Origin of the sequence: Salmonella sp. SSDFZ69, from assembly GCF_004010755.1 — a bacterium.
Lineage (GTDB): Bacteria > Pseudomonadota > Gammaproteobacteria > Enterobacterales > Enterobacteriaceae > Salmonella > Salmonella enterica.
On the sequence record NZ_CP034831.1, the window covers coordinates 3,560,317 to 3,574,118 of the forward strand.

15 protein-coding genes and 1 pseudogene are annotated in these 13,802 nt (G+C 52.8%); 3 read left to right on the forward strand and 13 right to left on the reverse strand.

Going from position 1 to position 13,802, the window contains the following annotated elements:
• Position 1: 1 nt before the first annotated feature.
• The 13 genes and pseudogenes from tssL to tssH all read right to left on the reverse strand — a co-directional run bounded on the left by tssL (position 2) and on the right by tssH (position 11,222).
• Positions 2-1,306, reverse strand: coding sequence for a type VI secretion system protein TssL, long form (gene tssL, locus EOS98_RS17785; RefSeq protein WP_126524263.1), 1,305 nt, complete (start codon positions 1,304-1,306; stop codon positions 2-4).
• A complete protein-coding gene (gene tssK / locus EOS98_RS17790; protein ID WP_000118732.1) occupies positions 1,303-2,646 on the reverse strand; it encodes a type VI secretion system baseplate subunit TssK in 1,344 nt (447 codons plus the stop codon). The genes tssL and tssK overlap by 4 nt, the downstream gene beginning before the upstream one ends.
• A 3-nt stretch (positions 2,647-2,649) precedes the next feature.
• Positions 2,650-3,186, reverse strand: coding sequence for a type VI secretion system lipoprotein TssJ (tssJ, locus tag EOS98_RS17795; RefSeq protein WP_020898423.1), 537 nt, complete (start codon positions 3,184-3,186; stop codon positions 2,650-2,652).
• Between the two features lie 66 nt (positions 3,187-3,252).
• Positions 3,253-3,738 (reverse strand): Hcp family type VI secretion system effector, encoded by a 486-nt coding sequence (locus tag EOS98_RS17800; RefSeq protein ID WP_000119443.1) that lies wholly within the window; start codon positions 3,736-3,738, stop codon positions 3,253-3,255.
• A gap of 142 nt (positions 3,739-3,880) precedes the next feature.
• Positions 3,881-4,264: a type VI secretion system amidase immunity protein Tai4 gene (locus tag EOS98_RS17805; protein ID WP_000379146.1), complete on the reverse strand. Its 384-nt coding sequence runs from the start codon at positions 4,262-4,264 to the stop codon at positions 3,881-3,883.
• On the reverse strand, positions 4,249-4,734 hold the full coding sequence (locus tag EOS98_RS17810; protein WP_001081550.1) for a type VI secretion system amidase effector protein Tae4: 486 nt from the start codon (positions 4,732-4,734) through the stop codon (positions 4,249-4,251). Before EOS98_RS17810 ends, EOS98_RS17805 begins: the two co-directional genes overlap by 16 nt.
• A 42-nt stretch (positions 4,735-4,776) precedes the next feature.
• Positions 4,777-4,970: pseudogene (locus tag EOS98_RS24925) on the reverse strand (type VI secretion system lipoprotein TssJ); the annotation flags it as partial.
• Positions 4,971-5,037: 67 nt separating this feature from the next.
• Complete coding sequence (locus EOS98_RS17815) at positions 5,038-5,523, reverse strand: Hcp family type VI secretion system effector (protein ID WP_000312802.1); 486 nt, start codon at positions 5,521-5,523, stop codon at positions 5,038-5,040.
• A gap of 253 nt (positions 5,524-5,776) precedes the next feature.
• Positions 5,777-6,223 carry an STY0301 family protein gene (locus EOS98_RS17820; protein ID WP_001526444.1) on the reverse strand — a complete coding sequence of 149 codons (447 nt, stop codon included), beginning with the start codon at positions 6,221-6,223 and terminating at the stop codon, positions 5,777-5,779.
• Between the two features lie 12 nt (positions 6,224-6,235).
• Entirely contained in the window at positions 6,236-6,394 is a 159-nt protein-coding gene (locus tag EOS98_RS17825) for a BPSL0067 family protein (protein ID WP_001632431.1), read from the reverse strand.
• A 14-nt stretch (positions 6,395-6,408) separates the two neighbouring features.
• Positions 6,409-7,917 (reverse strand): type VI secretion system contractile sheath large subunit, encoded by a 1,509-nt coding sequence (tssC, locus tag EOS98_RS17830; RefSeq protein ID WP_000013884.1) that lies wholly within the window; start codon positions 7,915-7,917, stop codon positions 6,409-6,411.
• A 23-nt stretch (positions 7,918-7,940) separates the two neighbouring features.
• Positions 7,941-8,483 (reverse strand): type VI secretion system contractile sheath small subunit, encoded by a 543-nt coding sequence (tssB, locus tag EOS98_RS17835; protein WP_000996815.1) that lies wholly within the window; start codon positions 8,481-8,483, stop codon positions 7,941-7,943.
• A 99-nt stretch (positions 8,484-8,582) separates the two neighbouring features.
• Positions 8,583-11,222 (reverse strand): type VI secretion system ATPase TssH, encoded by a 2,640-nt coding sequence (tssH, locus tag EOS98_RS17840; RefSeq protein WP_126524264.1) that lies wholly within the window; start codon positions 11,220-11,222, stop codon positions 8,583-8,585.
• 367 nt (positions 11,223-11,589) lie between these two features.
• Here tssH and tagK point away from each other — a divergent pair, with 367 nt between their 5' ends.
• From tagK to tssE, 3 genes are read left to right on the forward strand one after another with little or no spacing between them, the layout of a single operon-like run.
• The gene (tagK, locus tag EOS98_RS17845; RefSeq protein WP_126524265.1) at positions 11,590-12,492 is read left to right on the forward strand and encodes a type VI secretion system-associated protein TagK; all 903 of its coding nucleotides are present in this window, start codon (positions 11,590-11,592) and stop codon (positions 12,490-12,492) included.
• Entirely contained in the window at positions 12,479-13,303 is an 825-nt protein-coding gene (locus tag EOS98_RS17850) for a type VI secretion system accessory protein TagJ (RefSeq protein ID WP_127821190.1), read from the forward strand. Before tagK ends, EOS98_RS17850 begins: the two co-directional genes overlap by 14 nt.
• A complete protein-coding gene (gene tssE, locus EOS98_RS17855) occupies positions 13,300-13,794 on the forward strand; it encodes a type VI secretion system baseplate subunit TssE (protein WP_000108007.1) in 495 nt (164 codons plus the stop codon). The genes EOS98_RS17850 and tssE overlap by 4 nt, the downstream gene beginning before the upstream one ends.
• The last annotated feature ends 8 nt before the right edge of the window (positions 13,795-13,802 follow it).

Consider the following 13,802-nt stretch of genomic DNA (forward strand, 5'->3'; position numbering starts at 1 on the left):
TTCACTCCACTACCAGAATTTCCACCCGACGGTTTTTCGCCCGCCCGGCTTTACTGCCGTTATCCGCCACCGGCACCGTATCGCCCTTGCCGACGATATGTACCCGTCCGGCAGGTACGCCGCCGGAGGTCAGTAACGCCGCAACTTCCGCCGCCCGTTTTTCCGATAGCACCAGGTTGGATGGGAATTCAGCCGAATGAATGGGCTGGCTGTCAGTGTGACCCGTTACAGTGACTGCGCCGCCCACGCGGGCGATTTCCCGCGCCGCTTTGTTAATCACTGGCCGGATTGCGTCACTCACCGTTTTCTGTCCCGGCACAAACATGGCGTCGCCACGGAAGACCACCCTACTGTGCTGGTCATCTTCGTCCACGGTCAGCAGGCCACGGGCGATTTCGTTTGCCAGCAGGATTTTCAGCCGCAGCTTATGAACCGGCACGGGCGGCGGCAGCAGTTTTATACCAATCGCATCAATATGCTGTTGTACGGTGACGGTCTGCACATCCATCCGGTGGCTGTAAAGGCCAAACAGCGTCAGCATCGCCAACAGGGCTATCCCGGCGCTCAGCCAGACCGGCACCCGGCGCATCCGCCGCAGTCGTCCGCTTATCGCCCCCTGAAAGTCAGGCGAGAGCGCGGGCATAACCGGATCGCGACGCTGTGAAAGCTGTGTCAGCAGTTGCTGGCGAATATTGTCCAGTTGCTTACGCCCGTCTGGCTGCACGCTGTAGCGGCCTTCAAATCCCAACCCCAGCAGGTGGTAGATAACCTCCAGTACGTTGCCATGCTCCTGGAAGCTGGCCGCCAGACGCCCGATGATCTGGAAAAGTTTTATCCCGCCTTCGCTTTCACCATGAAATGTTACCAGCAGGCTTTTTCCGGCCCAGACGCCGCGCCGTCCCCAGGTTGTGTTATTGGCGGCTTCATCAAGCGCCGTACACAGGCAGTAACGTACCGCCAGTACGTGCTCGCGCCGCAGGTTCGCCTGATCGCATAATGTCTGGTACAGATGCATCTCGCGTACCAACAGATTACGGTAAGGCTCTACCAGGGCCGCATCCAGTTTAGCGGGCATGGCTGCGAGAGCGCACAATAAAGGCCGGGCAGCGGCGAGCAACGGGTTAGCCGCCGCGCTGATTTCAGCCAGCCGGAGTTTGCTGTCCGGACCGTCTTCAACGATGACATTGAGTTCCGTGCGCTGGCTGGTGTGTACCGGCGTTTCATATTCACTGTCCTTATGCTCCGGCGTGGTGGACAAAAAGGACATCATGTCCGCCGCTGGCGGCGTCAGGGTACTGTCTGTCATTTATCGCGCACTCCCCACAGTTCTGTCTCCAGCCCCGGAAATTCCCCGGCGGTATGCATGGCCATCCCGCCGTAACGGGCAATATGTTCCCACAATGCTCCCTCGCGGCGGATGTCGTAATAGATGTATCCGGCCTGAAACGGGATTTGGCGCGGTGGTACAGGCAGAACCTGCAAAGCCAGCCCCGGCAGATGCGAGCGGATCAGTTCCGGCAGGCGATCGGATGGCCCGATTTTGGTCTGGGCGGCAAAATGTTGCAGTAGCACATCGGTCGGCATTGAAGCCTTTATCGCCAGTACCAGCGTGCTGAAATCGGCAAGATCGGAAGGAGCCACCACCGCATTCAGGATGCCGTAAGTCCCCTCTTTCAGCTCGATGCGCTGCGCGCCCCGGATCAGTACTGCATTCAGCAGGAACTGCACCTCATCGACCAGTGATTTCAACCCGGCATAGGGCGTCAGGTGTTTGTACTCTTTGTATTCAGCGGGCCGTCGCGTTTGTGGACGCACATAGGTGGAGAGTTCCCCGGCCAGTTCGGACAGGTAGCGATACAACACTTCCGGGGCCAGCGGGGTTTTCGCCAGGTGAGTCAGCAGCGGCTCAAAGCGATTGAGAATTTGCAGCAGCAGGTAATCGGAGACCTCCGCTGCTTCATGGCCGTGGTTGTCGCTGCCTGTCAGCCGTTCCGCCAGCGAATCGGCCCGCATCCGGATGAGATCGTTGATCCACGACAGCCAGGTACACATCAGTGAACTGGCCTGATAATTAATGATGGGCGGGATCAGGTCGTGGTCGATATCTATCCGCCCGTCAGGGTTCAACCCGGTGATGCGGGTCAGCGGCAGGCCAATCCAGGCGCCCGTCACCGCCTTTTCCGGCAGCAGCCGCAGGCGCAGATGACTGAGCTGTAATAACTGCGCGCCACGTCCCAGCGAGTTGGCGTCGCGGATGTCGTGTTCATGTACCGAGAAACGCGCCAGTGATTCCGGGTTATTGTCAAACGTAGTTTCTTCGCTGTTCGGCGCGCGTACCGGTACCGCCAGACAAATCTGCTGGTTCAGGTGCTCCGGCAGGATGGTCAGTGGCGGCGGCAGCGGGGTGTGGTCCGGTGCGTTAAACGGCGTGCCGTCAGGAAAAATCCCTGATGCCTCTTTCAGTATCAGTTTACCGATGTTCAGCGCTTCGCCATCAATATTGTAGTGGCTGAATCCCCAGAAAAAGGGGGTCAGCGGCAGGCTGCGGTAATGCATGACGTGTTCCAGATAACGCTCTTGCTGCTGAAACATCTGCGGCAGTAAAAATTGTCCTTCACTCCAGACTACGCGGTCATTCCAGCTCATAATTCATTTATCCCGTTCCGTAATTACAATGGCGCTTTGTTCCAGTTCCGCCTCCAACTGCACTTTTCCTTTCCCCGGTATGAAGCTGCTGTACCAGGCTTTTTCCGGGGCTTCCGGGATTTTGTAGGTTACCCGCCAGACCGATTTGGCCAGGTTACGGTATCCGGCCAGTACGCCGATTGCCGTGGTCTGCGCATTCAGCGGGCGACGCAGTTTTTTCTCTTCGCCGGGACGCAAAATAAAGCTGTCGCGACGCACTAAATCGTCGGTAAGGACGGATTTGTCGTTGTCATGGAGCGACCAGTAATCAGCTGTCGTGAAAGCGGCGTCATTTTTTAGTTCATAAACACGAATCTCAATGGGCGCGGCCTTCTTCTGATTGTCAGGATTCACCTTATCGGAGGCTTTCACGCTCAGGTCGAGTCGCTGTGATTCGAGGTCAGGTAACGCATCGCTACTGCCGCATCCGGAAAGCAGGAGCAGTACAAAAGGCATAGCTACCGCACATAACCGCCGAGTGGGGTTACGCCATTTATTCACTGTAAATTCCTTTAAAATCAAAACAATAAATCCGGCCAGATATAAATCTGGCCGGAAAAACAGCCGTTAAATTTCTTTGTTGGCCTTGAAGTCGTAGCCTGCGGTGATGGTGCCGCCGCTGCCGCCCTGCTGGTTCTGCACCACGTATTCCTGCTTCACGGTGCTGAAGGAGAGTTCAATTGATTCGCGAGACGCAATTTCCCCTCCCTGGCTTCCGCTGGGCGATACCATTGCAATAATCAGATCTGTGAAAGTGTACTTGAGGTACTCCAGCGGATTGCCGCCAGCCTTACGCATAACCAGAATGGCCTGCGGAATGTGCTTACCGGAAGAGCAGTATTTGAACAGGTTCGGGCTGGCGCGATCGATGTAATGTTCAAATGAAAGATTAGTGACGGAGACCTTACCGGAACCGAGACCGCTACCGGCGTGCATGGTGGATTCCTGATGAATATTCCAGCGCCAGCTCAGTACTTCAATTTCATTTTTGTGTTTGTCATCCATTGACTCGCCGTCAATGCCGTCAATTTTCAGAAAAATGTCATAAGACATATCTACTATCCTTTTAACTACCTAAATTAAGCCCTGATTTATCTGCTTTATTAGGTGAACAGATTAACTATTCCTGTACAGCTCTTTCTTACCCATAAATTCATCAGAGCAAGAGAACGTATGCTTTTAATATCTTTGAGTTTTACTTCTCGACACGCCTTTTAATTAATTCATTTAATTCCCTGTCATGGATAAAATCTATGCACTTCATGGTATTAAAATCTGATGATATCGAACCGTTATATTTCAACCCTGAATATTTTTTCGCAATCTCATCAATTTCATGGTAAATCTCCACAGATTGTTTACCATATTCAAGGTAAGCACTGGCCGTAGCTCTGGCATCGTTTTTAACGACATCATCTTTGTATACTAATGCCAGACAATGACTCAGCGCCCAGTTTTTTAAGAGTTCCGACTGTGAATATTGTGTGGTCAATGCTTCTTGTGCAAAGGATGGCTGCCATACCAGCATTCCACTTATGCTGAAAGTAACTAATATTAACCATTTCACGGCAGTATCCACAGAGTCCCAACTTCAGGAACAAATGGTCCATTATCTGGATCATTTAATAAGTGGCACTGATCTGAACAGATACTGCCATTCCATAATGTAACGTGTCCTCTGGCATTGCTCCAGCCATGCCCTTTTACTACGATAATTCCTTTCTTCCCTATAAAGTCACTCTGTTTCGGATTATTAACAATAAGATCAGGCTTGCCCATAGTATGAGTAAGATAATCAATCATATCATTCACGCGATAAATATAGAATTTATTATCGGCACCACTAACCTTTGCATACGGAGAGTTACGGGCTATTGGGAATCCTGTCGCATTCAAAACATAGCTCATTCGAATAGGGCAGGCATTTTGAAAATAACCACCAGTTATATTTTTCCCAACGTTTCCACCAATAATGCTACCCACATCAGCGACGGAATGATTCACCTTCCTAAAAGCTAACCACGCTTCATTGAATGAAGGTCTGTTCATTTTGCTTACCCTCTAAAAATTCTGTGTAGGTCATTAATTCTCAACACGTATCTTCATGGACGCCGCTTTCTTCTGATTGTCAGAATTCACCTTGTAAAACGCTTTCACGCTCAAGTCAGGCCGCTGCGATTAGGGGTCAGGTAGCGAATCGCTACTGCCGCATCCGGAAAGCAGGAGCAGTGCAAAAGGCATAGCTACCGCACATAACCACCGAGTGGGTTACGCCATTTATTCACTGTAAATTCCTTTAAAATCAAAATAATAAAACCAGCCAGACATAACATCTGGCCGGGAAAACAGCCGTTAAATTTCTTTGTTCGCCTTGAAGTCGTAGCCTGCGGTGATGGTGCCGCCGCTGCCGCCCTGCTGGTTCTGCACCACGTATTCCTGCTTCACGGTGCTGAAGGAGAGCTCCACCGTTTCACGGGAGGCGATTTCACCATCGTGGCTGCCGCTCGGGGAAACCACGGCGACAATCAGGTCGGTGAAGGTATACTTGAGGTACTCCAGCGGATTGCCGCCAGCCTTACGCATAACCAGAATGGCCTGCGGAATGTGCTTGCCGGAGGCGCAGTATTTGAACAGGTTCGGGCTGGCGCGGTCGATATAGTGATCAAAATCCAGGTTGGTGACGGAGACCTTACCGGAGCCGAGGCCGCTACCGGCGTGCATGGTGGATTCCTGATGAATATTCCAGCGCCAGCTCAGTACTTCAATTTCATTTTTGTGTTTGTCATCCATTGACTCGCCATCAATGCCGTCAATTTTCAAAAAAATGTCATAAGCCATTTTTATATCCTTATTAAGTTTTACTTAAAATAAACCTGATTTTATCTATATCTTTTTGTTTATAGATAAATCATTGCCGTACAGAATCCTTCTCCAATAACTTCAGGAGAACAGAGGACTGTATATTTTTCCGGTACCGATAATGTATTTAGTTATTTTATGAATTTGCATTATTTAATGCATATAAATAATGCTTCATAACTTCCGATAATAAAAACCATAACCTGTACTGAAATTTTCACGTCTCAAATCGCTAATTACAGATAAAAGATACAGACTGGTCTTCTGGCGATCCCTCAAAATTACGAGTCTTACAGCGAGTAGAAGAAGCAGGTATTGGTTGCGTCAACCATATCTGTTCATGACCATAAATACACGAAACCCAATAGCGATCGGTTTCTTTATCGCTACCACGTTCTGTTTCCCATACAGACCAATTTTCACCGTTTACTTTTTTAGTCTCTGGTTTGAGATCCATCAGGTTTTCAGGTTTACCCTGCGTTACCCCAATACTACTTAACCATAAACGCGACATATATCGGGGAGAAAGCTGCCACGCCGCTGGGACATCAGACTTCAGGCTCACAGCAGAAGACTGAGTATCAATAACAGCCGGGCAACTGACTTCCCAGGCTACAGCATATTGTGAAAAGAGCAGAACAATACCAGGTAACAGATGAAAAGTTGGGCTTATGGTCATAATATGTATTTCCTACTCAATGATATAAAAAGCTTCGGCATTGTTACTGGCATTCGGATATGTGTCATCATTACGTACCCCACCTTTACGAGACCGTGGGCGAGACGAAATTCTTTTCTTCATATCCCTCTTTATATTCTCTATCTTCTCTGTCTTCACTCGCTTAAACATTCATAAAATATATATCAGGCATTGCCCTGCTTCACTGACGGCAGTTTTGTCACCAGGCGCAGCGATCCCGTCAGCCCTTCAAGCTGGAAATGCGGACGCAGGAAGAATTTCGCATCGTAATAACCTGGATTGCCTTCGACCTCTTCCACCACTACTTCAGCGGCAGCCAGCGGACGACGGGCTTTAGTTTCTTGCGAGGAGTTCACCGGATCGGCGTCGACATAATTCATAATCCATTCATTTAGCCAGCGCTGCATATCCTCACGCTCTTTAAAGGAACCGATTTTGTCGCGGACGATACATTTGAGGAAGTGAGCGAAGCGCGAGCAGGCGAACAGGTACGGCAGACGGGCGGACAGGTTGGCGTTGGCCGTCGCGTCCGGATCGTAGTATTCCTGTGGTTTTTGCAGCGATTGTGCGCCGATAAAGGCGGCATAGTCTGAGTTTTTACGGTGGATCAACGGGATAAAACCGTTTTTCGCCAGTTCAGCCTCGCGGCGGTCAGAGATGGCGATTTCGGTCGGGCATTTCATGTCCACGCCGCCATCGTCAGTCGGGAAGGTATGGCAGGGAAGATTTTCCACCGCACCGCCTGATTCCACACCGCGAATCAACGTACACCAGCCGTAGTGTTTGAAGGAACGGTTGATGTTTACGCCCATCGCGTAGGCCGCGTTGCTCCAGACGTATTTGGTATGGTCAGAACCATCCGCATCTTCTTCAAAATCAAACTCGTCCACCGGGTTGGTTTTTGCGCCATACGGCAGGCGGGCAAGAAAACGCGGCATCGTCAGGCCAATATAACGGGAGTCTTCGCTAGCCCGCAGCGAGTTCCACGGCGCATATTCCAGGTTCTGGGTGACGATTTTGGTCAGGTCGCGGGGATTCGCCAGCTCCTGCCAGGAGTCCATTTGCAGTACCGAGGGGGAAGCCCCGGCAATAAACGGCGCATGGGCCGACGCGGCGACTTTGGCGATAGAGCCAAGCAGATCCACATCGGGCGGTGTATGGTCGAAGTAGTAATCCGCAATGATACAGCCATAAGGTTCGCCGCCTAACTGGCCGTATTCAGCTTCATACAGTTTCTTGAACATCGGGCTTTGATCCCAGGCGATGCCCTTGTAACGCTTCATGTTGCGCCGCAATTCATCTTTTGACAGATTCATGAAGCGAATTTTCAGCTTTTCGTCGGTCTCGGTGTTGTAAACCAGATGCTCCATACCGCGCCACGAGGATTCCAGCTTCTGCCAGTCGGGATGTTGCAGGATCAGTTTGATCTGTTCGGTCAGTTTAAAGTCGATCTGCGCAATAATAGCGCTGATGCTTTTATAGGCGTCATCGCTGACGGTGATCGTGTTCGCCAGCGCCTGTTGCGCCAGCGTCTGCACCGCGGCTTCCACGGCTTTTGCCGCCTGGGTAGTCTTGGGTCGGAAGGCCTGATTCAGCAACGCATCAAATTCACCGGATGCGGAGACGGTATCCTGAGCAACCGCGTCGGTTGCCTGCATATTACTGTTTGCCATGAAAATTCCTTAAAAATTCGACGTTATTCCGCTGATTCATTATCCGCTGACACACCTTGCTGGGTAGCGGCCGGTTTCGGCGCATTCGCCAGCGTTTTCAGCAGGGTCGGGTCCTGCAACAGTTTATTGACCAGATTTTCCGCCCCGGCCTTGCCATCCATGTAGGTCTGGAGGTTCGCCAGTTGAGTGCGGGCTTCCAGTAACTGGTTCAGGGCGTCCACCTTGCGGGCAATCTGTGCCGGCGAAAAGTCGTCCATATTTTCCAGCGTGATATCGACCATCAACTGACCTTCACCCGTCAGCGTATTCGGCACAGCGAACGCCACGCGCGGTGCAATGGCTTTCATGCGCTCATTGAAGTTATCAATATCAATATCGAGGAATTTGCGATCCGTCACCGGCGGCAGTTCTTCACGCGGTTTCCCGGCCAGATCGGCCAGCACCGCCATCACGAACGGCAGCTCGATTTTTTTCTCAGAGCCGTAAATCTCTACGTCATATTCAATCTGCACGCGCGGCGCGCGGTTGCGCGCGATGAATTTCTGCGCGCTATTGTTGATAGCCATAATCCTTCATTTCCTTTTTAGTCAACTGGTTGCCGCAAGGGGAGCGGTATACCGGTACAGTTTTTAAAATCGCACTACGGACACTTCGAACGGCCGGTTTCAGCAAACGATCTCAAAAACAATCTGCTCATCACCATTAACGCCGATATCAATTTGCCTGATAGCGGCTTTTTCCGTCATGGCCTGCAACCAGTAGCGCGACAGTTGCGGCAGGATGTGCTGTTCGATGTAGCCAATCAGCAACCGCGCGCCCGTTTCATGCATTGGACAGCACGCCACAATATGTGCGACCAGTTCCTCGCTATACGTCAGCGTCACGCCGTGCTGTTCACTCATCCGCGCCACCAGCCGGTCAAGGTGCAGATGGGCAATCACGCCACGCGACGTTTCGTCCAGCGGCAGGTAAGGGATCACCGTCACGCGGCCCAGAAATGCCGCCGGGAAATGCTTGCGTAATTCCGGCATTAGCGCCTCTTTAAGCCCCGTAGCGTCGGGCATTAAAGCCGGATCTTCACACATCTGGCTGATGAGGTCGGAACCCACGTTGGTGGTGAGTAATAGCGTGGTGTTTTTGAAATCGACATGTGTACCCTCACCGTCCTCCATCCCGCCCTTGTCAAACACCTGATAGAAGAGTTCGTGGACGTCATGGTGCGCTTTTTCGATCTCGTCGAGCAGCACTACACTCCAGGGGTGGCGACGCACTGCTTCCGTCAGCACACCACCCTCGCCATAGCCCACATAGCCGGGGGGCGCGCCTTTCAGCGTGGAAACGGTGTGAGCCTCCTGGAACTCGCTCATATTGATGGTTACCAGGTTCTGCTCACCGCCGTAGATAGCCTCCGCCAGCGCCAGCGCGGTTTCGGTTTTACCGACACCGGACGGCCCGGCCAGCATAAACACGCCCACCGGTTTGCGTGGATCGCCCAGTCCCGCTCTGGCGGTCTGAATACGTTCACCAATCTGCGCCAGCGCGCCGTCTTGCCCGGTAACGCGTTGCGCCAGTCGGGCAGGCAGTTCCAGCACCTGGCTGGCCTCATCTTTCACCATGCGCCCGGCAGGAATACCGGTCCAGTCGGCGACAATCGCCGCGACAACCGCCGCGCTGACTTCCGGGAACACCACCGGCGCGTCGCCCTGCCACTCCCTTAGCGCCGTTTCGGCCTGTTGCAGCGTCGTTTTGTCATCAGCATCAGACTCTGCGAGACGCAGTTCCTGCAACGTATGTACCAGTTCCAGCTCCCGCTGCCAGCGGGATTCGGATGCAGTCAGTTCATTGTTGAGCGAGAAAATTTGCGCCGTCAGCGCATCGCGCCGCTCATCTGACTGAATCCCCATTTTTTCCTGCTTCTGCAACAGCGACCGTTCCATTTCCGCCGCTTTTAGCTGTTGGCGCAGGAACTGTACGCTGGCAGGCGGCGTGTGCAGCGTCAGCGCCACGCGGGCCGCGGCGGTATCCAGCAGGCTGATGGCCTTATCCGGCAACTGCCGGGCGGGAATGTAGCGGTGAGAAAGCTGTACCGCCGCACGTACCGCCTCATCCAGAATCAGAACGTTATGGTGTTTTTCCAGCGTATCCACCAGACCACGCACCATTTCCATTGCGGGGATCTCTTCCGGTTCGGCAATCTGCAACACCTGAAAACGACGGGTCAGCGCCGGATCTTTCTCAATATGGCGCTTGTATTCGCTCCAGGTGGTGGCGCCGATAGTCCGCAGGGTGCCGCGCGCCAGCGCCGGTTTCAGCAGGTTAGCGGCATCGCCCGTGCCGGATGCGCCGCCCGCGCCCACCAGAGTGTGAACTTCATCGACAAACAGAATAACCGGCTGCGGCGAGCGCCCGGCCTCTTCCAGTAACCCTTTCAGACGCGATTCAAACTCGCCTTTCATGCTGGCTCCGGCCAACAGAGCGCCAACGTCCAGCGCCAGCAGCCGTACTTCCCGCAGCGCGGGCGGCACTTCCCCCTGCGCAATCGCGAGGGCAAAACCTTCGACGACCGCCGTCTTTCCGACGCCCGCCTCACCAGTCAGTAGTGGATTATTCTGGCGACGGCGCAGCAGAATATCCGTCATGGTGCGGATTTCATGCTCACGCCCCGTCACCGGGTCGATTTTGCCGTCGCGCGCCAGTGCCGTCATGTCCTGACAGTATTTTGCCAGCGCGGATTTACCGTCCTGCCCGCCGTTGGGAATCGCCTGACTGCTTTCACCGGGAATGGCTGATGCCAGACCGGAGCCGTCGTAAGGGCGCTCCTGCGCTTCCGGCGATGTTTCGATCAACGAGGGCAGTATTTCCGTCAGTTCATCAACCGGAAGCGTGGCCAGCGGCGCGCAGATACTGCTCAGTACCCGACGCAGTTCTGGCGTGGTCAACAAGGCCAGCAGCAACCAGCCGCTGCGAATTTTGTTATCGCCGTAACGGACGCTCGCCAGCATCCAGGCCTTTTCAACGCTGAGATCGATATGGTGAGAAAAATCACTAATGGCGCTGGCCCCGGCGGGCAGCATATCCAGTTGCCGGAGTAACGCTTTCTCCACATCAGAAAGAGGGATCTGGTAATGCCGAAGAACGTGGAGAATATCGTTATCGGGCTGCTGTGTTAACTGGTGCAGCCAGTGAGTCAGCTCAACCCAGGGATTAGAACGTAGTTTGCAAAATGCCGTTGCCGATTCCAGCGACCGGAATAGTGGGCCGGCCAGTTTTCCATATAACGCACTGCGTGAAACAGGAGTTTCCATGTGTTATGCCTTGTGACATAAAAATTCATAAAAATAATGCATCAATGCATATAAATATATAAACAATTCTTTATTGATAGCCTCGAAAAAATATCGAAACAAAACAATGATACAGATCAGGGACTAATTAGCAACCAAGCCGTTAATATTAAATAATCAATGAACAGCAAGATAAAAATCGCAATTGCAGAATTAAAAGAAACAATATTTCAAAAAAGACATCTATGCATACAACAATGCATTCACGACGAAAATAATAAAAAGGGTGTCATCAATAATGACCCCCTATAAATTTAGTTAAAATTATTTATGAATTAAAACTCCCTAAACGTTTCCTCCAGAAAAATAAATACATTTAAGGGACATAATGAAACAAGACATGTGGGAATTACGGAAAATACAGTCGCAGGGTATAACGGATAACGCACAGTATCCCGCAGGGACATACATCGTATTTACTGCCGCCGCCCCCTACATTCCGCTTTTTGAGCAACATGGGAAAGACGATATCGCGCTCAGTCTTGTTCGCCACGAAGAGGCGTGGTGGATTGTTAATCACTCGGATGAACTGTGCTGTGCCGTCAATGAGCAGGTGATGGAACCTCATCACCGTATGCGGCTGAATGATGGAGATACGATTGAATGGGGTCTGTCATCCTGGTGCCTTGCCCGCACCAATGATGAGTCCCGTCCCGATGTTTCGTTTCCTCAGTTGGTTCAGTCATCTGAATCCGTTGCTGAGTACCTGGATCTGGACTGGTTTAAACAACAACAGCTCAATCCGCAGAACCCGTTCGATATTATTCCCGTCCGGGAAACCGCATCCTCTTACACCGGCCATGAAGCGGATAGCACGCTACACCAGCTTTACCAGGAATATCAGCAGGCATTGCGGCCCTCCGGGCAGGAAAAGCCCCTCCGTGCTAAACCGTTTCCCCGAAATGAAGACGCTGTCACCCAGGATTTGACGTCGTTATACGATAAAAAGGGCGACACCGACACGTTACAGGATATGGTGGCAGGCGCGCCCGGTATTGATGCCATTCTGGATACGCTGGACACGACCGGTGAGGGTGAAATGCACTGGCTGGCGATGGAATCAATGCCCGATATCCTACAACTGCTCTCGCCGGAAATGGGGGGGAAAATCGCACATAGCGAGATACTGCCCGATCTGACCCGCCGCGAGCATCGTATTATTGGCATCGACAGCCACTACCGAATCACTCCGACACAGAAAAATGGAAATACCGCCCATGAAAAAAACTGACACGCTTCCTGCTACCCTGTCCGCGCTGATACAGGAATACTCTATTGCGGAGGGGATTCAGATGGCGGAGCAGCAGGTTCGGGAAAATCCGGCGAAAGCGCTCTGCCGCCACAGCCTGTTTCAGTTGCTGTGTGTGGCCGGAGACTGGTCGCGGGCGCTACACCAGCTTCAGCTATGCGCCAGGATGGAGGCCAATTATACCCAGGAGGCCCGGCTGTACCGGGAGCTGGTTCGCTGCGAAATGTTCCGCCACACCGTTTTTCAGGGTGAACAACGACCCGGTTTTCTTCTGCCGCAGCCCGTTTGGGTGGAGTCACTGCTGGCGGCACTCGCCTGTCATGACGATACCGGTGAGATTGATAAACACCGTAATACCGCACTGGAAGCCATAACAGACACGGGCGGGCAGTGGAACGGCGGCGCATTTGACTGGGCGAGCGACAGCGATTCCCGCCTTGGCCCGGTACTTGAGCTGGTCACCGGCGGCGTGTATATCTGGCTGCCGTTTTCGCAAATACGCTCGCTGGAATCGCCGCAACCGACGCGCCTGACCGATCTGCTGTGGAAACCCGTTAATATCACCCTGATGAATGGCGATACGCACGGCGCCTGGCTCTTTACCCGTTACAGCGGTTCGGAAAGTGCATCTGACGCCCTGCGTCTGTGCCGGGAAACCGCCTGGCAGGATGGCCCCGGCGAAACCACCGTGCGGGCGCAGGGGCAGAAAGTGTGGCTGACCAGCCACGGCGATATCAGCCTGCTGGACATGGCCCATTGTACCTTTCATGCTCAGGAAAACGATGGCGCATGAGCACGTCTCGTTTTACACCCGCTAACCACCTGCTGCCCACCCTATTTGATCGGCTGTGTGACAATGCTCCGTATCAGAAAATTGACCGGGATATCAGCGTCACGCCGGTACAACTGAAGGAGATCATTCGCCGGGATCTCTCCTTTTTGCTCAATACCATTAGCCACGAGGGTGACATCGACGCCCGGCGCTATCCGCAGGCGGCGGCGTCAGTGCTCAACTATGGCCTGCCGCCGCTGGCGGGCAGCTTTATGTATGAGCATAAGTGGGACGATATCAGCGAGGCGATCCGGCGCGCCATTATCCGTTTCGAACCCCGACTGAACGCCGCCACACTCAGGGTCACGCCATTGCTCGATAAAACCCGGCAGGGTAGCTATAACACGCTACAGTTTGAAATTCGCGGACAAATTCTGACGCAGCCGTATCCCACGGAGTTTCTGGTACGCAGCGCGCTGGATATGGAGCTGAGCCGCATTACGTTCTTTTAATACAGGGC